We start from the raw sequence: 23,031 nt of genomic DNA, 5'->3' as shown, positions 1-23,031 counted from the left end.
GTCCTAGGATCGTAATGGATAAATCGGAAATCTTAAAAGCACAAAGCCCCGCGGCTCTCGCGGAAGAATTTATTGTTAAAAGCATTTGGAATAATCGGTTTCCGGTTGGTTCTGATTTGCCTGCTGAGAGAGAACTAGCTGACATGATAGGGATTACTCGCACGACATTACGAGAAGTTCTGCAACGTTTGGCGCGCGATGGCTGGTTGAATATTCAACATGGTAAAGCTACTAAAGTGAATAATATTTGGGAAACGGCAGGGCCGAATATTATTGAAACCTTGATTCAATTAGATCATTCAATTATGCCGATGATCATTACCAATGTGGTTTCATTGCGTACTAAAATGGGCGAAATTTATATTCCCGATGCGGTAAAACGCCGTGCAGCAGAGTGTGTCACATTGTTTGACGGGCTTGAGCAGCTGCAGGATACCGCACTTGCTTATGCCGCATTTGATTATGCCTTGTATCGTGGATTTACTTTTATGGCAGATAAACCAGTCTATGGGCTGATTTTAAATTCCTTTAAAGAGTTGTATCAGAAAGTTGCTACACTTGTTTTTAATAGCGCTGATTTTAGGCAGGAAACCTTTGCATTTTATTGTCAATTACGCACCGCTTGTCAGCAGGCTGATGAGGAGAAAGTCTCAGAATATCTACACGCACACCGCCTACGTAGTAGTGAAATTTGGACAGAAGTCCTTCGCAATTTACCCGCTAGCTTAGGTGAATAGTTAAAAAGTATTGATAAAAGAGGGGAGCAGAACATATTTGCTCCCCTTCTGTTTTTCAATAAACAGCTTGCCCCGCTTGGCTTAAATCTATAAAATCCCGCTGCTTTTGTGGTAAAAAGTGGGATTTTGTGGAAAGGTGCTTTCCAATAGCAATGGTATAAGTTTATGTTCCGTGGTGCAACGTTAATAAATCTTGATAGCAAAGGGCGGTTTTCCATTCCGACCCGCTATCGTACTGAGCTTATAGAACAACATGGCGGTACATTAATTTGCACTGTCGATATACGTCAGCCATGCTTGCTATTGTATCCATTACATGAGTGGGAAATTATCGAACAGAAATTGCTGCAATTATCCAACTTTGATCCGGCTCAACGCCGTGTTCAGCGTGTTATGCAAGGCTTTGCCTGTGAATGTGAGATGGATAGTAACGGTCGGATTTTATTAAGCCCTGTGCTACGCAAACACGGAGCCCTAGAGCGTGAAATTATGCTGGTTGGGCAATTAAATAAATTTGAAATTTGGCAAGAAGCGCAATGGCAAGCCCAAATTGCGGAAGATTTGGCATTTGGCTGTTCTAACGAAATGTCGGACAACGATGTATTAAAACAACTTTCTTTATAACGGATTCATTATGAGCGAGACTCCAAAACACATTACCGTGTTATTGCATGAAGCGGTAGATGGCTTAGCATTAAAAGCCGAGGGCATCTATATTGATGGTACTTTTGGCCGAGGAGGTCATTCGCGTTTAATTCTTTCTCAGTTGGGTGAAAAAGGTCGTTTAATTGCGATTGACAGAGATCCTCGGGCAATTGCAGAGGCAAAAACCATTTCAGATCCTCGTTTCCAAATTGTACATAGTGCATTTTCTGCGATTCCAGATATCTGTGAAGAGCTTGGCTTAACAGGCAAAATTGATGGTATTTTACTTGATCTTGGTGTTTCATCACCTCAGCTAGATGAAGCTGAACGTGGCTTTAGTTTTATGCGAGATGGGCCTTTGGATATGCGTATGGATACCACCAAAGGTTTATCTGCTGCGGAGTGGTTGGCACAGGTTTCAGTAGATGATCTTACTTGGGTGTTAAAGGAATTTGGCGAAGAGCGTTTTGCTAAACGGATTGCACAAGCGGTCGTTTCTTACAATAAATCTGCAAAAGAAAAAATTTCGCGAACTCTTCAATTAGCTGAGATTATCGCTAGCGCTGTGCCGTTCAAAGACAAACATAAACATCCCGCCACCCGCTCGTTTCAGGCGATTCGAATTTTTATCAATAGTGAGCTTGATGAGTTAGAGAAAGCATTGAATTCTGCATTAAGTGTACTTGCAGCAGAAGGTCGGCTATCTATTATCAGTTTCCATTCTCTTGAAGACCGAATGGTTAAACAGTTTATGCGTAAACATAGTAAGGGAGAACCTGTACCAAAAGGCTTGCCTATTTTGGAAAGTGAGTTAAATAAGAATATTCCATTGCAAACAGTAGGTAAGGCGATTATGCCAAGTGAGGCGGAAATTAGTGCTAATCCGAGATCACGCAGTGCTGTACTCAGGGTTGCTCAGCGGAGAAGTAATTGATGTCAAACGAACGTTATCCACTTAATCAAATTATTTTAGATGACTTTTTTAGCCATAATAAAGTAGCGGTATTGTTATTAATCGCTACTATAATCAGTGCGTTACTCACAATTTGGATTACACACCAAACTCGTTTGCAAACAAGTCAGCAAGGTGTGTTGTTACAGCAAATTCAAGAGCTGGATAATGCTTTTTTGCATTTGCAAGTCACAGAGAATACCCTAGGCTATAAAAAGAATATTGAAGATTTGTCTAAACAATTAGGCTTACAGCCATTAAAAAAAGAACAAGAAGTGATTTTAGTTGAAGAATAATGAAGAAAAGCATCAAACCTAAAAAAGCAGCCCTAGCTGAAAATAGTGCAGAGCATCAGGCAAATGGAAAAGCCAAAGCGAGTTTTTTACCGATTCGCTTTGGCATTATCTATTTATTATTAGGCTTGATGGCAGTTGGTTTACTAGCACAGAGTTTCTATTTGCAGGTAGTTGATTCGGAACGTTTAATTGAGGAGGCGAATAAACGTTCTATTCGTACAGAGCAATTGCCGTTTACTCGTGGCAAAATTTTGGATCGTAATGGGCAAATTTTGTCTGTAAGTGTGCCTATGCACTCAATTACAATGGATCCAAAAGAATATTTTGATGACAAATTACGGAAAGATCGTGTGAGATGGAGACAACTTTCACGTGAAATCGGGATTTCGGCAAGCAAAATGGAAGCTGCGGTCAATAATTTCATTAAGCAACGTACAGCGAAAGATGCGCCTAAAAAATATGATCCCCGTGCTCTGTTTAATATCAAAGGTGAAGATTATTGGACGCTGCTTGCACGTTCTAGTGGAGCGGATTATAACTTGCTCATTGAAAAGGTGCGCAACAATCCACAATCAGAATTTCTGCGTTTGGAATACGATGTGATTCGAAGAGAAACAGAGAAATTACAAGCGCTTGCTAAGCAAAGTGGTAAAAAATATAACGAATTACTTGAGTTGCTGTACAAGCGCTCTAATGATCGTTTTACTTATATTGCACGTCATCTAGAAGAAGAAATTGCTGATTATGTGCGTAAGTTACGCATTGTCGGTATTGTGATTAAAGTTGAGCCACGTAGTGTTTATCCACTTGGTGAAATTACGGCACAATTGGTGGGTTATACTAATAAAGAAGGGATTGGGCGAGATTCTCGGGTTGGGATTCCTTTGCAAGATCAAGATAATGGCGCAGGGATTGAATATAGCTTTAACGACATGCTGATGGGGAAAGACGGTAAGAAAGTTGTGCGGCGAGACCGTAATCGTAATATGGTTGGCTTGTTACAGGAGCAAAAAGCGTTTGACCCGAATGATTTGGAGTTAAGTATTGATGCTGAATTACAGTCAATGGCATATGAAGAGATCAAACGTGCTGTTGCTGAAAATAAGGCGGAATCTGGCACAGCGGTATTGGTTGATGTGCAAACCGGTGAAATTCTTGCAATGGCAAATGCGCCATCATTTAATCCAAACGATCCTAATCGTAGGGGATTTGCTACAGCAGCGGCTCGAAATCGGGCAATTACGGATACGTTTGAGCCAGGTTCAACGGTTAAACCCTTAGTGGTTTTAACGGCACTACAAAATAAAGTCACCTATATGGATGAAGTGATTGGCACTCGTCCATTTACTGTGAATGGGCATACAATCAAAGATGTTGCCCCGCGTGAAAGTTTAACTCTGACTGGGATTTTACAAAAATCAAGTAATATCGGGGTATCTCGCCTAGCATTACGTTTGCCTTCAATCGCTTTGCTAATTGATACTTATAATCGAGTTGGCTTTGGTAAAAGCACAGGTTTAGGACTTGGGGGAGAAACACAAGGCTCAAATGGTGATCGTAAGCGTTGGTCAGATATTGAACGTGCTACGCTGTCCTATGGCTATGGTTTGAATGTTACTCCTGTTCAACTAGCTCGAGCTTATGCGACTTTAGGCAGTTTTGGGATTTATCGTCCATTATCTATAACTAAAGTTGATCCGCCCGTGATTGGTGAACGAGTGTTACCAGAAAAGATTACCCGAGACGTGGTAAAAATGATGGAGAGTGTGGCACAAAAAGGCGAAGGTGGACAGCATGCGGCGGTTAGCGGATATCGTGTTGCAGTCAAAACGGGTACGGCACGTAAGTTGGAAAAAGGGCAGTATGTAGAAAAATATCTTGCTTATACTGCAGGTATTGCTCCAGCAAGTGATCCGCGCTTTGCATTGGTGGTATTAATTAACGAGCCGAAAGCAGGAGCCTACTATGGCGGTGCAATTTCTGCACCATTATTCTCTAAAATTATGGGCTATAGTCTGAAAGCGAGGAATATTAAACCAGATAATTTAAATTAAGGAGAATATTAGTTTATATAACTAATAGTGAAGTAAGGGATGACATTTATTCACCACAAAAATAATGTATTAAGGAATATAAAATGACGATGCATCTCAAAATTAGTCACGCTGAATTCGAAGAAACTATAGCGGTTACTCCCAACAGTAGCCTCAAGCTTAAATTGCAACCAAATACATCTTACCAATTAGTTGATGAAAATAGCAAAGTATTGGAAATTTCTGCTAGCACGACAAATGGTCAAGATATTGTGCTGTTTGAAAAAACACGTAATGTTCCTATCGTTTATCTTGAAAACCCAGAAGGTTTTGCATGGGGAGAAGCAGAAAATAGTCTTACTATCCCAACAGCGGAAATCCTTGTAGAGCAAGGGGAAAATCGTATCAGTACTGGTACTCTTCTTTATACTACAGGGGGACTACTATTGCTGGGGGGGATTGTTGCTGCAGCATCATCTAGCGGTGGTAAAAGTGGTGGCAATAATAATGGTTCTACTCATACAGACAAAACGACAGTAGAACCTGTTAGATTAGAAACTAAAAAAGCAGAACAATCACGCTTAGAAGCAGAAAAGGCAGAGCAAGTGCACTTCGAAGCAGAAAAACGAGAACAAGCACGTTTAGAAGCGGAAAAAGCGGAACAGGTGCGTTTAGAGGCAGAAAAGGCGGAGCAAGTGCGCCTTGAAGCAGAAAAACGAGAACAAGCACGTTTAGAAGCGGAAAAAGCGGAACAGGTGCGTTTAGAGGTAGAAAAGGCGGAGCAAGTGCGCCTTGAAGCAGAAAAACGAGAACAAGCACGTTTAGCAGCGGAAAAAGCGGAACAGGTGCGTTTAGAGGCAGAAAAGGCGGAGCAAGTGCGCTTCGAAGCAGAAAAACGAGAACAAGCACGTTTAGAAGCGGAAAAAGCGGAACAGGTGCGTTTAGAGGCAGAAAAGGCGGAGCAAGTGCGCCTTGAAGCAGAAAAACGAGAACAAGCACGTTTAGCAGCGGAAAAAGCGGAACAGGCGCGTTTAGAGGCAGAAAAGGCGGAGCAAGTGCGCCTTGAAGCAGAAAAACGAGAACAAGCGCGTTTAGAAGCGGAAAAAGCGGAACAGGTGCGTTTAGAGGCAGAAAAGGCAGAGCAGGAACGCTTAGATGTAGAAAAAGAAACAATCCGTCTAGAAATTGAGCGAGCGGAGGAAGAAAAACTTACGCCTAAAGAGCAGTTTATTCGTCGAATATTCCAAGCGGCTTTAAAAGGGGAAGAACGCATTGATGTTAGCGATCTCAACATTAGTGAAACTAAGATAGTCGCAGGGCAGGATTATCTCTATGCTACAGATGCTGAATATAAAAATTGGTATGACAGCTTCAAGATAAAATATCCATTTTTGTTTCATTTGAACCATACAGGGGAGTACTCTTGGCAGTATAAAGCAGAGAATCCTAATGAAGTTAAAAGCTATAATATTGGATATAGTATCCCTACTCAAAAGATTGGTGAATACTATAATCTCATGGAGAAAAGCCTAGAGAGTTATTACAACGATTTGCGTGAAGGAATGGGGCAGGCAGATATTGCTTATGCAATGTACAATCGTCTTATAAAAGAGGTTTTCTACAAAGAGGAGGGACACCCATTTCATTCTGTTGGAGCATTAGTACATCAAAAAGCAGTTTGTGAGGGGTATAGTTCTGCCTATCGCCTATTGATGGATTTATTAGGTATTGAAACACAGATGGTTGTGTCAGCAGTATTACCGAATAGCTCAATGGCTCATGTTTGGAATAGAATTAAGATTGATGGGCAATGGTATAACGTTGATGCGACTTGGGATGATAACCCTCGATTACCTTTTGCGTTAGGCGCATACTTTTTAACTTCAGATAATAAATTTTACTTTAATGAGAAACACCCTCAGCCGTTAAGTTTTTATCAAATTCCGCCAGCGGATAGCTCACGTTTTGATTTTAGTGATACGGCATTTTTTAGAAATAATCTTAATCAAACGGATGCTGTTTTTCATAATGGTTACTGGCATTTTATAAATAAAAGCAGCAAGGAAATTATTAGAGCGAAAATCGGTGAAGCATCTGAAACATTGCATACCATTTCAGCTAAACTGCATAAAAGTGAATTACGGTTAGAACTTGGTAAAGATAAAATCTATTTTGTCGATTTTGATCAAGCTGAGGGAAGATATGCGATTTACTCTATTGATTACCAAGGAAAAAACCTACAAAAAGAAAAGAATATCGGGGTCGATGAAGTATCTAGTATTGCGCTAAAATCAGAAAGTGATATTCCAGAAGCTACTTTGGGCGGTAACATCGCTTTACGAAAAGCATTGGCGCTCGCAAAATTTAAAGATGCTTATTATCCCAATGATGATTATTTTAATCCGCAGGATTCACAGCATATCGCCTTAAAACAAGCGATTAACGAAGCCGAAGGTATATTAAATGAGGCTTCTCTTAATGCATCCCAGATAGAAAATCTTACAGGGAGACTCAATACACTACGGATAAGTAAAGCCGTCACTGAGCTGGATACTACCGAGTTGCATGAACCTGACAATGAGCTAGCTGAAATTACGTTAAATAATCTTACAAATGCTGATAACTTGATTAACTTTGAAGAATCAAAGCAGATTGAGCCTAATTCATTAAGTAATAGTAGGCATGCAAGCTTTATGAGTACAAATCCAGATGAGCTAGATATAGGGCGTTATGTGATAGATGAAGAGTATGATCTTCGAGGGGCAAATGATGATCTCATAAGTAGTCTAGCTAATAATATGGATGTTGGGAGTAACAGCGCCGATACATTTGTGTTTGATGCACCTCTGAGTCCAGACAATATTGAGCAATTACCAGAGTTTTCTCTAAGTGAAGATAAAATTCAGCTTGTGACAAGTATTTTTAATAGTGTAACGGCGCAAAATGTACATGAGCAAATTCAATATAATGCTGAAAAGGGGACATTAAGCTACAATGGTGAAGTGTTTGCTGTGTTACCCACAGGATTGGATGAAACACAAATTCAGTATATTGTTGCCTAAGTTATTTAATATTTAAGGCTGCCTTGATGGTCAAGGCAGTTTTGTTATTTTTCTATTCTATTCCTGTTTCGGAAATAAAGGATAAGAACAATGAACCGCTTACTTTCATTTTTCCCTAAGCTTGAGGAATACACGCTATTAACCAAGCTTAATCAAATAGTATTAGACAGCCGAGTTGTTGAGCAAGGCGATCTCTTTGTTGCTCTAAAAGGGCATAATGTGGACGGCAGAAAATTTATCCACAAAGCGATTGAACAAGGGGCTACGTTAGTGCTGGCAGAAGCCGAAAACGATGTACAAGCGGTGCAAATTGATGAAAATTTTGCAAATTGCACGGTGCTCAATGTGCCGAATTTACCTCAAATGCTTTCTGCAATTGCAGGGGCATTTTATGGCAATCCATCGGAAAAATTGACGCTAGTCGGCATTACGGGCACCAACGGAAAAACCACTACTGCCCAACTTTTTGCCCAATGGCATAACTTGCTTGGTGGCAAATCAGCGGTGATGGGAACTATTGGTAACGGCTTATACGGACAAGTTTCTGAGGCAGTCAATACCACTGGTTCAGCCATTGAAATTCAGCGTAATCTGGCGAATTTTGTGAAATTAGGGGCAGATTTCTGTGCGATGGAAGTTTCTTCACACGGTCTCGCCCAGTATCGTGCTGAAGCCTTGCAATTTGATTTAGCCTTATTCTCTAATTTAAGCCGTGATCATTTGGATTATCACCACACAATGGAAGAGTATGCGGCAGCGAAATTCCGCCTATTTAGCGAGCTGAATACCAAAGCCCAAGTGATCAATGCCGATGATGAAATCGGGCAACAATGGCTTGTGAAACTGCCTCATGCGGTAGCGGTAAGCTGTGATCCAAATTTCCAACCAAGTCAAAAGCGTTGGATTAAAGCGGTGAAAGTAAGCTACACCTTAAAAGGGGCGAACATTGAATTTGAAAGCTCGTGGGGCAATGGCAAATTAGAAAGCCGTTTAATTGGGGCATTTAATGTCGCGAATTTATTAACTGCTTTTGCAGGTTTACTTGTACTCGGGCACGATTTCAATAAATTGATTGAAACGGTCTCTCAACTACAAGGCGTCAGTGGACGAATGGAGTGCTTAATCAGCCAAAGTAACAGCAAAGAAATGCCAATGGTTATTGTAGATTATGCACATACCCCAGATGCGTTAGAAAAAGCCCTGCAAGCGGCACGCCTACATTGTGAAGGCGATTTATGGTGCGTATTTGGTTGTGGTGGTGATCGTGATACAGGCAAACGCCCATTGATGGCAAGTATTGCTGAGCAATTAGCGGATAAAGTGATCGTCACAGATGACAACCCAAGAACCGAAGATCCTGATGTGATTTTTGCCGATATTCTACAAGGCTTTCATAAACCAAGAGCGGTGCAAACCATGCACATTCGCCAATATGCGATAGAACAAGCGATTGAACAAGCAGACCCAAAAGATGTGGTGCTAATCGCAGGTAAAGGACACGAATATTATCAGATTATTGGCACGAAAAAGTATCATTTTTCGGATCAGGAATGGGTGAAAAAATTCTTAGAGTAAAACTGTAGGGGCGGACCGATGTGTCCGCCCGAATATCTAATGAAATTCAATGGGCGGACACATTGGTTTGCCCCTACAAAATTTTTCAAACATAGAAAACAACAATGATAAAACTCACAACAAAAGATCTCGCTGAAATCCTAAACGGAAAACTCATCGGCGACAGTCAAATAGCGGTGGAAACCATCAGCACCGATACCCGTCAAGCGGTAGAAAACGGCTTATTTTTTGCCTTAAAAGGCGAAAAATTTGATGCCCATCACTATCTTAAACAGGCCGTTGAACAAGGCAATGTAGCAGTGGTCGTAGAAAAACAGTGTGATGTTGCTGTACCACAAATTATCGTTGAAGATACTCGTCTTGCACTGGGGGAATTAGCAAAATGGCTCAAAGCTAAATTAAACCCGAAAACCGTTGCGATGACAGGTTCGTCAGGCAAAACTAGCGTAAAAGAGATGACCGCAAAAATTTTGCAGCATTTTGTGGGTAACCCCGATAAAGTGCTTTACACCTTTGGTAATCTCAATAATGATTTTGGCGTGCCAATGACCCTACTTCGCTTAACGGAGCAACATCAATTTGCGGTGGTGGAATTAGGTGCAAATCACATTGGTGAAATCGCTTATACCACGGCAATTGCACAGCCCGATGCGTGTTTGGTGAATAATGTGGCACACGCTCACATTGAAGGTTTTGGATCACTTTCTGGTGTGGCACAAGCAAAAGGCGAAATTTATCGTGGCTTGCCTGAAAACGGCATTGCGATAGTCAATCTTGCTCACTACTACCCAGAGTGGCAAAAAGAGATTGGTCATCGTGAATTGCGTTCATTTAGTTACACCGAATCTGATCAAGATAGTTATGCAGATTATTGGGCGGAAAATGTTGTGCTACATTTAAATGGTGCAAGATTTACGTTACATACCCCACAGGGCGAAATAGAAATAAACTCACCACATTTAGGGGCGCATAATGTCAGCAATGCGTTGGCAGCAACGGCGTTAGCGATGGCAGTAGGCGCTGATTTAGCCTCAGTGAAAGCGGGCTTAGAGCAAAAATCTAGCGTAAAAGGGAGATTGTATCCCGTATCAATCAGTGATGATTTGCTATTGATTGATGATAGTTACAATGCCAATGTAGATTCAATGAAATCAGCAATTGACGTGCTAAAAAGCTATTCGGCATACCGCATTTTTGCTGTTGGCGATATGGCAGAGCTTGGCGTGGAAAGTGCCGAGCTACATCAAGCGGTCGCCACTGCGGCAAAAAATGCCAATTTAGATTTAGTGGTTTCATTTGGCAAAGAGAGTGCAGTGATTAGCGATAATCCAGCACACCATTTCACCGGTAAACAAGCGATGACGGATTTTTTAATTCAAACAATTTTGCAGAAAAAAGCAGAAAATCAACCGCTTGTATTATTAGCAAAAGGCTCTCGTTCGCAAAAAATGGAAGAGATCATCAAAGGGATTTGTGATTATTTTGGCAAAGAATTTTAATTTTTGCGATGTAGAGGGCGAATGTCATTCGCCCCTACAATAGTTATTTTCAGAGGAAAAACAACAATGTTAGTTTGGCTCGCCGAGTATCTCGTGCAATTTAATACGATTTTCAATGTCGTTTCTTACATTACCTTCCGTTCGATTATGGCAATGCTTACCGCAATGATCATTGGACTGTGGATTGGACCAACAGTGATTCGTCGTTTACAACTGTTCAAATTTGGGCAAGAAGTACGTAATGACGGCCCTGAAAGCCACTATAAAAAGCGTGGTACGCCAACAATGGGCGGGATTATGATTCTGTTTGCCATTGGTGTGAGTACTTTACTTTGGGCAGATCTACGCAATCCCTATGTTTGGATCACAATGTTTGTGCTATTTGGTTATGGGGCAATTGGTTTTGTGGACGATTACTGGAAAATTAAACGCAAAAATACCGATGGTTTAGTGGCTCGTTGGAAATACTTCTGGCTTTCAGTGGTCGCTTTGGTTTCCGCTTTTATTATGTATGCACTCGGCAAAGACACTGCCGCTACTCAATTAGTCGTCCCATTCTTTAAAGATGTGATGCCACAGCTTGGTTTGTTTTACATTGTTTTAACCTATTTTGTCTTAGTGGGAACAAGCAATGCAGTAAACCTGACGGACGGTTTAGACGGCTTAGTTATCGTGCCAGTGATTATGGTTGCAGGTGCATTTGGTTTGATTGCGTGGGCGACGGGGAATACCGAATTTGCTAACTATCTCCATATTCCTTATATCCGCTACGCAGGGGAATTAGCCATTATCTGTACCGCTATTATTGGTGCAGGACTCGGTTTCCTTTGGTATAACAGCTACCCTGCACAAGTCTTTATGGGCGATGTTGGCTCACTCTCTTTGGGCGGTGTACTCGGCGTGATTGCGGTACTCGTTCGCCAAGAACTATTGCTTGTGGTTATGGGTGGGGTGTTTGTGGTGGAAGCTCTTTCTGTAATTCTACAAGTCGGCTCTTATAAACTTCGCCAAAAACGTATTTTCCGTATGGCACCAATTCACCACCACTTTGAACTCAAAGGCTGGCCAGAACCTCGTGTTACCGTACGTTTTTGGATCATTACCTTAATGTTGGTATTGGTGGGGTTATTAACCTTGAAACTTCGTTAATCGGTAAGGGCGTACGTTGTACGCCTTTACAAGCGAGCAGATTTTAAAAAAATTTTGCAAAGGAGAATCAACAGTGGAATTTTGGTACGGATTTGGTGTGATTACTGCTATTCATATTTTGGCGGCAATTTCACCAGGTCCTGATTTTATTTTTGTTTCCCAACAGACATTAAGTCGTGGCAGAGCAACAGGTTTGCTGTGTGCTTTAGGAGTGGCTTTAGGTTTTAGCGTACACATTCTTTACTCAATAATGGGTTTAGCCGTTGTAATTGCTAATGCTGCTTGGCTTTTAACGGCGATTAAAATCGTCGGTGGTGCTTATCTGATTTGGCTCGGTTATCAAGGCTTGAAAGCTCGAGCAAAAAATGAAGTGGTTGAAATTAAACAAGAAAAACTCGCTCCACAAAGTTATGGAAAAAGCATTTGGAAAGGTTTTTTGTGTAACGTATTAAATCCCAAAGCCCCTGTTTATTTAGTTTCTGTATTTACTGTGGTGCTATCGCCAGAAATGCCATTATGGCAACTCTCAATTTACGGCTTATGGATGATGTTTTTGCTCTTTGCGTGGTTTGCCACCGTTGCTTTTTTACTTTCTATTCCACAGGTTAATGCACAGTTTCAAAAAGCAGGGCATTGGATTGATCGTCTGCTAGGAACTGTAATGGTAGGTTTAGGCATAAAAGTGATTTCAGGTTAATACAAGCGGTTTAATTTAAGAGAAATTTTGCAAAATGAATTTAGAAAACCGAGCAAAAGGTTGTTTATTAGGGTTAGCCTGTGGTGATGCCGTTGGGGCGACATTGGAATTTGTACCGAGAGAGCGTATCGCTGAACCACTTACCGATATGGTTGGCGGTGGTGTTTGGGAACGTCAACGGGGCGAGTGGACGGACGACACATCAATGGCACTTTGCCTTGCTGATAGCCTACTCGCTTGCCAAAGTTTTGATGCACAAGATCAGCTTTTTCGTTATCTGCGTTGGGCAACAGAGGGCTATAATTCTGTGCGTCAAGGACAACCTGCTTTTGACATCGGCAACCATACTCGTAACGAACTTACCGATTTTCAACAAACAGGGCGTTCATATAGCAAAGATGATGATCCGAATAAAGCTGGCAATGGCTCACTTATGCGAATCGCTCCCATTTCCCTTTTCTATTTTCATCAACCTGAAAACATCAAACGTTATGCGGTGTTAAGTTCTAAAACTACTCATGCCAGCCCTGCTTGCTTAGAAGCTTGTGGTTATTTTGCCGAACTGCTTGCCAATGCTTTACAGGGCAAAGAAAAAACAGTGATTTTTGATGGTTTTGAGCCAAACGATTACCAACATATCGCTCATATTGTGCGTGGCGATTATCAAAGCAAAAATGCTGATGAAATTAAAGGCTCAGGTTATGTTGTAGAAAGCCTAGAAGCCGCACTTTGGGCATTTTGGCATACTGATAATTTCCGAGAGGCGATTTTGCTTGCCGCCAATTTAGGCGATGATGCCGACACCACCGCTGCCGTCTGTGGACAAATCGCAGGGGCATTTTATGGCGTAGAGAACATTCCTGAAAATTGGTTGAAATGGCTTTATCGTCAAGAAGATATTGCTCAAATTGCCGAACGATTGATTGCTCATCGTAGTAGTGGAAAATGTGCCTGTGGGTGTGGAATATAAAATAACATGAGTCGGGTGCAACAAGTTGCACCCTATGGAGATTAAAATGCAATACCAAAACCAAACTATCACCATTATTGGTTTAGGCACAACAGGCTTATCCTGTGTGGAATTTTTTAAAGATAAGCAAGCTAATGTGCGTGTGATTGATACCCGAGCAACCCCAGCGGGCGCAGATAAATTACCCGTAGATATTCCATTGCATAAAGGTGGGCTAAATCGTGAATGGTTGCTTTCAAGCGATTTAATTGTGATTAGCCCCGGACTTGCCCTTGCGACACCTGAAATTCAAGAAGCGATTAACGCAGGGGTGGAAGTAGTGGGCGATATTGAGCTGTTTTGCCGTGAAGCGAAAGCCCCGATTATTGCGATTACAGGTTCAAATGGCAAAAGCACGGTGACTAGCCTTGTTTCAGAAATGGTAACACAGGCAGGAATGCGTGTGGGAATGGGGGGCAACATTGGCGTGCCAGCGTTGAGCTTGTTGAAAGATGAATATGATCTTTATGTATTAGAGCTTTCTAGTTTCCAATTAGAAACCACTTATTCGCTTAAAGCGAAATCGGCAACGATTTTGAATGTGAGCGAAGATCATATGGACAGATACGACAATAAATTAGAAAACTATCGCCAAGCAAAATTGCGTATTTATGAGAATGCGGAAAATGTGATTGTTAATGCGGAAGATCAATTAACTTATCCAGATAAAGAAATGCAAGCGGTGAGTTTTGCAGAAAATAATGCAAATTACACCGCTTGCAACGGTAAACTTTATGCTAATGGTGAAGCGATTATTGCGATTGATGAAATGCTGATTAAAGGCAGACACAACGTAATGAATGCATTGGCGGCCATTGCACTGGCAGAAAAAGCAGAGGTGCCGAGAGAAGGGATCATCAAAGCGTTAAAAACTTACGGTGGTTTACCACACCGTTTCCAAGCAATAAAAACCGATGATGGTGTGCGTTGGGTGAATGATTCCAAAGCTACTAATGTGGGGAGTACGGTTGCGGCATTGCACGGATTAGAAGTAGCTGGTACGCTTTATCTCTTGCTCGGTGGTGATGGCAAATCTGCTGATTTTTCAGAGCTAAAACCATTGATCAATAAACCGAATATTGTTTGTTATTGCTTTGGGCAAGATGGGGCAGAATTAGCGAAATTATCACAGCAAAGTGTGTTGGTTGAAACCATGTATCAAGCCGTTGAACAAATTCGTCCAAAATTAAAGGCTGGCGACATGGTATTGCTTTCACCTGCTTGTGCAAGTTTGGATCAATTTAAAAACTTTGAGCAACGTGGTGATGAGTTTATGAAATTAGCGAAAGGAATAGCATAATGCAATTGTTGGAATTTAAAGAGAAATTTCAAACCGAGTGGGTGCGATGGACGAAATTAACGCCATCACATTCGCTTTATGATCGCACGTTGATTTGGTTATTTTTAGGGTTATTAGTGATAGGTTTTATCGCTGTAACATCGGCATCAATTCCATTTGCCACTTCACAATATAATGATCCTTTTTATTTCGCGGTGCGTGATGCTGTATATGTTGCAGCATCACTCATTGCTTTTTTTCTATTTAGCCGAATCCCAAGTGAAAAATGGGAAAAATATAACATCATACTGTTTTTTTCTGCACTAGCATTGTTGATTGCCGTCCTCATTTTTGGGCGTAATGTGAATGGTGCGACTCGCTGGATTCCGCTTGGCATTTTAAATTTTCAACCGGCAGAGTTAGCTAAGTTAGCGGTAATTTGTTATTTCTCTAGCTTTTATGTGCGGAAATTTGATGAAATTCGCAGTAGTAATCTTGGCTTCTGGCGACCTGCTGCAGTGTTAATGTTATTTGGATTTTTGCTGATTTTACAGCCAGATTTGGGTAGCACAGTTGTATTATTTATTCTGACATTCTCGCTGCTTTTTATTATGGGGGCGAGAATTAAGCAGTTTATTTTTCTTGGCATTGCGGGGGTACTGGCATTTATTTTCTTGGTGCTAACTTCAGAATATCGCTTGAAAAGGGTTACCTCTTTTATGGATCCCTTTGCCGATGCTTATGGCGATGGTTACCAGTTGGCAAATTCACAAATGGCATTTGGACAAGGCAAATTTTTTGGCCGAGGTTTAGGAAATTCAATTCAAAAGCTTTCTTATTTGCCTGAAGCGCATACCGATTTTGTGATGGCAGTCATTGGTGAAGAATTTGGATTCTTTGGAATTAGCATTATTGTGTTATTATTATGCGCTTTGACTTTTCGGGCTGTAAAGATCAGTCGTGAGGCATTAATTTTAGAAGAACGTTTTAAAGGCTTTTTTGCTTTTGGGATTGGTATTTGGATCTTTTTCCAAGGCTTTGTAAACCTTGGGGTAGCATCGGGCTTACTGCCAACAAAAGGATTAACCTTTCCATTGATTAGTTACGGTGGTTCAAGTTTGGTTATTATGGCGATTGCGGTTGCGGTGCTATTGCGTATTGATCACGAAAATCGATTAGCACGTATTGGACATGCTTATACAACGGAAGATTAGGATAATAAAGAATGGCGAAAAAATTGTTAGTGATGGCAGGTGGTACGGGGGGACATGTTTTTCCTGCGATTGCCGTTGCAAGAGAATTACAACAGCAGGGTTGGCAAATTCGTTGGCTAGGCACAAAAGATCGCATGGAAGCTGATCTTGTACCAAAGCATGGCATTGAAATTGAATTTATTGAAATTTCGGGGATTAAAGGTAAAGGGTTAGCGACTTTGTTGAAAGCCCCTTTTGCTATTTTAAAAGCGGTTATGCAGGCACGTAAGATTATCAAAAATTATCAGCCTGATGCAGTACTCGGAATGGGCGGCTATGTGTCTGGACCAGGAGGTATTGCCGCAAAATTGTGCGGTGTACCGGTGATTTTGCATGAGCAAAATGCGGTAGCGGGGTTAACCAATAAATGGTTATCGAAGATTGCTCGCAAAACTTTGCAAGCCTTTCCTACTGCATTTGCAAACGCAGAAGTCGTTGGTAATCCTGTTCGTCAAGATCTGTTTGAAATAGGGGATCCAGCTACACGTTTTGCTGAGCGAGGCTACCCAATCAATATTTTGGTTATGGGAGGAAGCCAAGGGGCTCAAGTCATTAATCAAACTGTGCCTTATGTGGCAGAGAAGTTAGGTCAATATGCTTTTATTAGCCATCAGGTTGGCAAGGGTAAATTGGGCGATGTAGAAACAATTTACCAAGCAACAGGCAATGGTGTGGCAAGCGAGTTTATTGATGATATGAAAGCTGCCTATGAATGGGCTGATTTAGTTATCTGCCGCTCAGGGGCTTTAACGGTGTGTGAGATTGCCGCAGCGGGTTTGCCTGCCATTTTTGTGCCGTTTCAACATAAAGATCGTCAGCAATTTTTGAATGCAGAATACCTTGCCAATGCAGGAGCTGCGGTGATTATTGAGCAGAAGGATTTTACGCCGGACAGCTTATTTAAAGCGCTACAGCCATTGGTAGCAGATCGTAGTCAATTAACCAAAATGGCAATTAAGGCGCGTGAGATGGCAAGCCCACTGGCAGCAAAACGTGTTGCTGAAGTGATTGTGCAAGAGGCTAATTAATAACAAGCGGTTGATTTTGCGAATTTTCCTGCAAAATCAACCGCTTGTTAAGCAAGAATAAAATATAGTGAGATTAATAATGAAGAATTTCCAAGATAAAGTACGAAAAATTATTCCAGAGATGCGTCGCGTAAAGCAGATCCATTTTATCGGGATTGGCGGTGCGGGTATGTGCGGTATTGCTGGTGTTTTACTTAATGAAGGCTACCAAATTTCAGGGTCTGATATCGCTGAAAATGCCGCAGTGCAAGGCCTAAAGGAAGCAGGGGCAAAAGTTTTTATTGGTCATCAAGCGGAAAACGTGCAAGGTGCGAGTGTGGTTGTGGCATCAACCGCAATTAATGAGGATAATCCAGAAATTGTTGCTGCTCGTGAAGCGCGTATTCCTGTGATTCAACGTGCGCAAATGTTGGCGGAGATTATGCGTTTTCGCCACGGAATTGCCATTGCGGGCACACACGGAAAAACGACTACAACCGCAATGATTTCAATGATTTATACTCAAGCGGGTTTAGATCCAACTTTTGTCAATGGTGGGTTAGTGAAATCTGCTGGGAAAAATGCCCATTTAGGAGCAAGCCGTTATCTGATTGCAGAAGCGGATGAGAGTGATGCCTCTTTCTTGCATTTACAACCAATGGTGTCGGTCGTTACTAATATTGAGCCGGATCATATGGACACCTATGGTGGCGATTTTGAAAAAATGAAAGAGACTTATGTGAAGTTTCTGCGCAACTTACCATTTTATGGGCTAACAGTGGCTTGTGCTGATGATGATGTAGTGCTTGAGGTGGCAGCGAAAGCCGGACGCCAAACGCTCACGTATGGTTTTAATGAAAAAGCAGATTACCGAATTGAAGATTATCAGCAAACAGGATTTCAAGGGCATTACACGGTGATTTGTCCGAATGGGGAGCGTATTGACGTATTGCTCAATGTCCCTGGCAAACACAATGCATTAAATGCAACGGCAGCATTGGCTGTAGCAAAAGAAGAAGGCATTGCAAATGATGCCATTTTAGCTGCATTGGCAGATTTCCAAGGAGCGGGCAGACGTTTTGATCAACTCGGTTCATTCATTCGTCCAAATGGTAAAGTTATGTTAGTAGACGATTATGGACACCACCCAACGGAAGTTGATGTGACTATTAAAGCGGCTCGTCAAGGCTGGGAAAATAAACGCATTGTGATGGTGTTTCAGCCCCATCGCTATTCTCGTACTCGTGATTTGTTTGATGATTTTGTACAGGTATTATCGCAAGTGGATGCGCTAATTATGCTGAATGTTTATGCTGCTGGAGAAAGCCCGATTATTGGAGCGGAAAGTAAAGATCTGTGTCGTTCAATTCGCAATCTTGGCAAAGTTGATCCAATTTTGGTTTCTGACGTTTCGCAGCTTGGTGAGGTGTTAGATCAAGTGATCCAAGATGGTGATTTGGTATTGGCACAAGGAGCAGGTAATGTTAGCAAACTTTCTCGTGATTTAGCGGAAAGTTGGAAGGCATAACGCTATAAATACAAAAGGAATATAAGATGAGCTTAAAACAAGAAAAAATCGCGGTGCTTTATGGTGGCGTTTCTAGTGAACGTGAAGTGTCGCTTAACTCTGGTGCAGCAATTTATGAAGCATTAAAAAGTTTAGGTTATAACGTTGAAGCGATTGATACTAAAGAATTTCCAATTGAAAAATTAAAAGAACGTGGTATTCAACGTGTGTTTAACATTTTGCACGGCGGCATTGGTGAAAATGGCGTATTGCAAGGTGCGCTAGAGCAGATGGGCATTAAATATACCGGTTGTGGTGTTATGGCTTCAGCAGTAACACTGGATAAATTTCGTACCAAATTATTATGGCAAGCGGTAGGGCTACCAACGGCAGAAATGGCAGTGGTACAACGAGGACAAGCGGTTGATTCAGCAGAAATTATTGCAAAATTAGGTTTACCTGTGTTTGTGAAACCTGCTAGCGAGGGTTCTAGTGTCGGTGTAACCAAAGTAAAAACTGAAGCAGAATTACTACCTGCGATTAATGAAGCCTTAAAATTCGATAGTCTTGTATTAGTGGAAGCGTTCTTGGCAGGGGCGGAGTATTCTGTTCCTGTGCTTGATGGTGAAGTGCTGCCAGCGGTACAAATTATTCCTGAAGGTGAGTTTTACGACTATCACGCAAAATATATTTCTGATAACACGCAATACGTTGTGCCGGCACTTGATGCCACACGTCAAGCGGAAGTGGCAGAATTAGTGAAAAAAGCCTATGATGTTGTTGGCTGTCGTGGCTGGAGTCGTATTGATGTGATGGAAGATGCAAGCGGTAAATTTAACTTGGTGGAAGTGAATACTTGCCCTGGTATGACGAGCCACAGTATTTTCCCCAAATCCGCGGCAACAGTGGGTTATAGCTTTGAGCAATTAGTTGAAAAAGTGTTGGAGTTAAGTGCGTAATGGGTGTTGTTTGGCGTAAAAAACACGCTTCCGTTATTCGAACCAAAGCGAGTAAGCCTACGGAACCATTGAATTGGAGGCGTTTTCTGAAACCTGCAATCATGTTGTGTGGTTTACTTTTTACGCTTATTCTTTACTCGAATTGGTCAGAGTGGTTGGAACGTTTGGATAAAACGCCAATCAAATCGTTTGCTTTAACTCATAAGACGCGTTTTACCACTGAGGCTGATATTCGTGATATTCTGTCGCAGGAGCCAGCATTAAAAGGCTATTTTGGGCAGGATATTCAAGCAATAAAACAGCGTTTTTTAACTATTCCATGGGTGCGCGATGTTGTGGTTAGGAAGGTTTTTCCAAATCGTTTAAGCATTACTTTGATTGAGCATCAGCCCGTAGCACACTGGAATGGTGAACGATATATCTCTGAACAGGGGGTACCTTTCACATTACCGAAAGAGCGATTTAATGGAGAGGGGCTTCCCATTTTATCTGGGCCGGACATTGAAGGTAAAACGCTGTTAGGTGCTTGGAGCAAGATTAAGCAGGATTTACAACTGCGTAATTTGAATTTAAGCTCGGTTACAATGGATTCTCGTGGTGCTTGGACGATCACGTTAGATAATGGCGTACGTTTGATCTTAGGGCGGGGAGATTGGCTACCGAAGATTGACCGTTTTGTGGCGGTTTTCCCAAATATTGAGATGCCAGAAGGAGAACGTTTATCTTATGTGGATTTGCGCTATGAGCATGGGGTTTCAGTAGGATTTGTAAAAAATAAACTTTAAGTTTGGCAGAAAATATGACGAAAGCAGAAGAATCAAAAATTGTTGTAGGGCTTGATGTTGGTACACATAAAGTCGTTGCGGTTATCGGTGAAGTATTACCTGATGGTGTGATTAATGTTATGGGCGTTGGAATTTGCCCTTCAAAAGGCGTTGATAAAGGTGGTGTTATTGATCTTGATGCTGTAATTACATCTATTAGCCGAGCAATTGAGGAAGCAGAATATATCGTTGATGGCTGCAAAGTTGTTGGTGTGACATTATCAATTTCAGGTGAGATTATCGCGTTTAATGAAAGTGGGCAGGTTCCTCTTTCGACAATTGTTCGTCAGGAAGATGTGGACAATGCAATTCATATTGCTCGTTCAGTGAAATTGCCTGATGGTTTGGATATTCTGCATATTATTCCTCAGGAATATCGTGTCGATCGCCTGCCTGCGACTAAAAATCCCCTTAATCTAGCAGGGAATCGCCTTACTGCTCAAGCTCATTTGATTGCTTGTCATAACGACTGGCTACTAAATTTAAAAAATGCGGTAGAACGTAGTAAATATAAAATTGATCAGATTGTTTTTTCTGGCTTAGCCTCAAGTTATTCTGTTCTCACTGAAGATGAAAAAGAATTAGGGGTTTGTTTAATTGATATCGGTGGTGGCACAATGGATGTGCTAGTTTATACCGATGGTGCACTACGTTTTAGTAAGGTTATTCCGTTTGGTGGTAATAATATTACCGATTATATTGCTGAAGTTTTTGCCACTTCGCGCCAACAAGCTGAAAATATGAAAATCCAGCATGGAAGTGCAATTAGCCCTCCTGCGCATTCTTTAGACCGAAAAATTACTGTGGAAGGCTTAGGTGGTAGAGCACCAAGAACTTTTACTCGAACTCAATTGTCTGAAGTAACTGCACGTTGCTATCGCGATTTATTAGGTGTTATCGCGCAAGAATTAGCTCAATTACGAGTCGAACTCTATCAAAAAGGGATAAAACAAGAATTAATTGCAGGAATTGTTTTAACTGGTGGTGGTTCTCAAATTGAAGATATTGTAGAATGTGCAAAATCTGTCTTTAATTCTGAAGTGCGTGTTGGTCATCCGCTCAATATCACGGGATTAACGGATTATGTAAACAAACCGCAATATGCGACAGTTCTTGGATTATTGCAATATAGTCACTATAACGATGTTGATTCTAGCCCAAATTTGGGTGGACATGAAATTGGCACGGCAATTAATGTAGTAGTAAATAAAGCAAAGAATTTAGTCAATTGGATTAAGAAAAGTTTTTAAAGTTTAAGCTGACAGTAGTCGGTCGGTTTTGGGAGAATTAAAGAATGTTTGAACCTATTTTTGATGATTTTAGTAACAACGGTGCGGTAATTAAAGTTATCGGGGTCGGTGGCGGTGGCGGTAATGCATTAAACCACATGGTTTTAAGTGCAGATACCGAAAGTATGTCTGAAAATGATATGGGTAGCGTAGAGTTCTTCTCTGTAAACACCGATGCTCAGGTTTTACGTAGCAGTGCCGTACGTAATACTATTCAAATAGGTGCAAGCTTAACTAAAGGGTTAGGTGCTGGTGGTAACCCTCAAGTCGGTTATGAAGCCGCAGAAGAAGATAGAGATGCCCTCTCTAATATGATTGAGGGAGCAGATATGGTCTTTATTGCTGCTGGCATGGGGGGCGGCTCTGGTACAGGTGCGGCTCCTGTGATTGCTGAAATCGCCAAGAGTAAAGATATATTAACAGTTGCAGTGGTCACTAAACCATTTAAAGGTGAAGGTAGAAAACGTCTAGCTTATGCAGAGCAAGGTATTCGTGAATTAAGTAAGCATGTTGATACGTTAATTATTATTCAAAATGAAAAATTGGCGAAAATCTTGCCTAAAAATGTCAAATTGAATGAAGCTTTTGCTTATGCTAACAATGTGTTACGTAATTCTGTATTAGGTATCACGGAAATGATTACTAAGCAGGGTGTAGTAAACGTAGACTTTGCCGATGTGACAACAGTTATGTCTCAGATGGGACGCGCTTTGATGGGAACTGCAGAAGCTGAAGGTGAAGGTCGAGCAGAACGCGTTATTCAGGAAGCCGTATCAAGCCCATTATTAGAAGATGTGGATTTATCTGGTGCAAAAGGTATTCTCGTGAATATTGTATCTGATGGTGACATTGAACTTGCTGAATACAATACTATCTTAGATTATGTTGAAAGTTTCGCAGATCCTGATGCGGCAATTATTGTTGGGACGGCAGAAGATCCTGATTTGGCGGGTCGTTTACGTGTTACTATTGTTGCAACAGGGATTGGGCAACCAGAAGAAACAGTACCGCAAAAAGTAACGCCAATGTTGGGACGTGATCCTCATACGCAACCTCAGGCTGTGCCACAACCGCATGGTTACCAAAATAATGATCCAATGGCAGCCCATCGGTATGGGCAACCAAACCAATTTGGTAATACTCATCAAGCGGTGAATACGAATACGCCGACATCCGTAGATCGGGGGAGCTTATTCTCTCCAGCTTCAATGCCAGATTTCATGAGAAATCGTAATAACGGTTAAGCCATATTTTAAGAA

19 protein-coding genes are annotated in these 23,031 nt (G+C 41.4%); all 19 read left to right on the top strand.

Annotation, left to right across the window (positions count from 1 at the left end; all coding sequences use genetic code 11):
- Positions 1-14: 14 nt before the first annotated feature.
- The 19 genes from fadR to ftsZ all read left to right on the top strand — a co-directional run bounded on the left by fadR (position 15) and on the right by ftsZ (position 23,016).
- A complete protein-coding gene (gene fadR, locus F542_RS08215; protein ID WP_025267281.1) occupies positions 15-737 on the top strand; it encodes a fatty acid metabolism transcriptional regulator FadR in 723 nt (240 codons plus the stop codon).
- A gap of 165 nt (positions 738-902) precedes the next feature.
- Positions 903-1,361, top strand: a complete 459-nt coding sequence (mraZ, locus tag F542_RS08210; protein ID WP_015431962.1) for a division/cell wall cluster transcriptional repressor MraZ — start codon at positions 903-905, stop codon at positions 1,359-1,361.
- A 10-nt stretch (positions 1,362-1,371) separates the two neighbouring features.
- Complete coding sequence (gene rsmH, locus F542_RS08205; protein WP_025267280.1) at positions 1,372-2,316, top strand: 16S rRNA (cytosine(1402)-N(4))-methyltransferase RsmH; 945 nt, start codon at positions 1,372-1,374, stop codon at positions 2,314-2,316.
- On the top strand, positions 2,316-2,630 hold the full coding sequence (gene ftsL, locus F542_RS08200) for a cell division protein FtsL (RefSeq protein ID WP_197017026.1): 315 nt from the start codon (positions 2,316-2,318) through the stop codon (positions 2,628-2,630). The genes rsmH and ftsL overlap by 1 nt, the downstream gene beginning before the upstream one ends.
- Positions 2,630-4,684 (top strand): penicillin-binding transpeptidase domain-containing protein, encoded by a 2,055-nt coding sequence (locus F542_RS08195; protein WP_025267278.1) that lies wholly within the window; start codon positions 2,630-2,632, stop codon positions 4,682-4,684. The genes ftsL and F542_RS08195 overlap by 1 nt, the downstream gene beginning before the upstream one ends.
- A gap of 83 nt (positions 4,685-4,767) precedes the next feature.
- Complete coding sequence (locus F542_RS10790; protein WP_025267277.1) at positions 4,768-7,725, top strand: transglutaminase domain-containing protein; 2,958 nt, start codon at positions 4,768-4,770, stop codon at positions 7,723-7,725.
- Between the two features lie 90 nt (positions 7,726-7,815).
- Positions 7,816-9,300, top strand: a complete 1,485-nt coding sequence (murE, locus tag F542_RS08185) for a UDP-N-acetylmuramoyl-L-alanyl-D-glutamate--2,6-diaminopimelate ligase (RefSeq protein WP_025267276.1) — start codon at positions 7,816-7,818, stop codon at positions 9,298-9,300.
- A 104-nt stretch (positions 9,301-9,404) separates the two neighbouring features.
- The gene (gene murF / locus F542_RS08180; RefSeq protein WP_025267275.1) at positions 9,405-10,799 is read left to right on the top strand and encodes a UDP-N-acetylmuramoyl-tripeptide--D-alanyl-D-alanine ligase; all 1,395 of its coding nucleotides are present in this window, start codon (positions 9,405-9,407) and stop codon (positions 10,797-10,799) included.
- Between the two features lie 66 nt (positions 10,800-10,865).
- Positions 10,866-11,948, top strand: coding sequence for a phospho-N-acetylmuramoyl-pentapeptide-transferase (gene mraY, locus F542_RS08175; RefSeq protein ID WP_025267274.1), 1,083 nt, complete (start codon positions 10,866-10,868; stop codon positions 11,946-11,948).
- A gap of 73 nt (positions 11,949-12,021) precedes the next feature.
- Positions 12,022-12,645, top strand: coding sequence for a LysE family transporter (locus F542_RS08170; protein WP_025267273.1), 624 nt, complete (start codon positions 12,022-12,024; stop codon positions 12,643-12,645).
- Between the two features lie 34 nt (positions 12,646-12,679).
- Positions 12,680-13,615 carry an ADP-ribosylglycohydrolase family protein gene (locus tag F542_RS08165; protein ID WP_025267272.1) on the top strand — a complete coding sequence of 312 codons (936 nt, stop codon included), beginning with the start codon at positions 12,680-12,682 and terminating at the stop codon, positions 13,613-13,615.
- Between the two features lie 40 nt (positions 13,616-13,655).
- Entirely contained in the window at positions 13,656-14,954 is a 1,299-nt protein-coding gene (gene murD, locus F542_RS08160) for a UDP-N-acetylmuramoyl-L-alanine--D-glutamate ligase (RefSeq protein ID WP_025267271.1), read from the top strand.
- The gene (gene ftsW, locus F542_RS08155; RefSeq protein WP_025267270.1) at positions 14,954-16,147 is read left to right on the top strand and encodes a putative lipid II flippase FtsW; all 1,194 of its coding nucleotides are present in this window, start codon (positions 14,954-14,956) and stop codon (positions 16,145-16,147) included. Before murD ends, ftsW begins: the two co-directional genes overlap by 1 nt.
- Positions 16,148-16,158: 11 nt before the next feature.
- Complete coding sequence (gene murG, locus F542_RS08150; protein WP_025267269.1) at positions 16,159-17,214, top strand: undecaprenyldiphospho-muramoylpentapeptide beta-N-acetylglucosaminyltransferase; 1,056 nt, start codon at positions 16,159-16,161, stop codon at positions 17,212-17,214.
- Positions 17,215-17,293: 79 nt separating this feature from the next.
- Positions 17,294-18,721, top strand: coding sequence for a UDP-N-acetylmuramate--L-alanine ligase (gene murC / locus F542_RS08145; RefSeq protein WP_015431975.1), 1,428 nt, complete (start codon positions 17,294-17,296; stop codon positions 18,719-18,721).
- A gap of 26 nt (positions 18,722-18,747) precedes the next feature.
- On the top strand, positions 18,748-19,659 hold the full coding sequence (locus tag F542_RS08140; RefSeq protein WP_025267268.1) for a D-alanine--D-alanine ligase: 912 nt from the start codon (positions 18,748-18,750) through the stop codon (positions 19,657-19,659).
- Positions 19,659-20,444 (top strand): cell division protein FtsQ/DivIB, encoded by a 786-nt coding sequence (locus F542_RS08135; RefSeq protein WP_025267267.1) that lies wholly within the window; start codon positions 19,659-19,661, stop codon positions 20,442-20,444. The genes F542_RS08140 and F542_RS08135 overlap by 1 nt, the downstream gene beginning before the upstream one ends.
- 14 nt (positions 20,445-20,458) lie before the next feature.
- On the top strand, positions 20,459-21,733 hold the full coding sequence (gene ftsA, locus F542_RS08130) for a cell division protein FtsA (RefSeq protein WP_025267266.1): 1,275 nt from the start codon (positions 20,459-20,461) through the stop codon (positions 21,731-21,733).
- Between the two features lie 44 nt (positions 21,734-21,777).
- Entirely contained in the window at positions 21,778-23,016 is a 1,239-nt protein-coding gene (gene ftsZ / locus F542_RS08125; RefSeq protein ID WP_015431979.1) for a cell division protein FtsZ, read from the top strand.
- Positions 23,017-23,031 lie beyond the last annotated feature (15 nt).

Origin of the sequence: Bibersteinia trehalosi USDA-ARS-USMARC-188, assembly GCF_000521725.1 — a bacterium.
In the GTDB taxonomy this organism is placed as follows: domain Bacteria; phylum Pseudomonadota; class Gammaproteobacteria; order Enterobacterales; family Pasteurellaceae; genus Bibersteinia; species Bibersteinia trehalosi.
The sequence above is the reverse complement of the archived record's forward strand: the minus strand, read 5'-3'. Positions and strand labels throughout refer to the sequence as shown.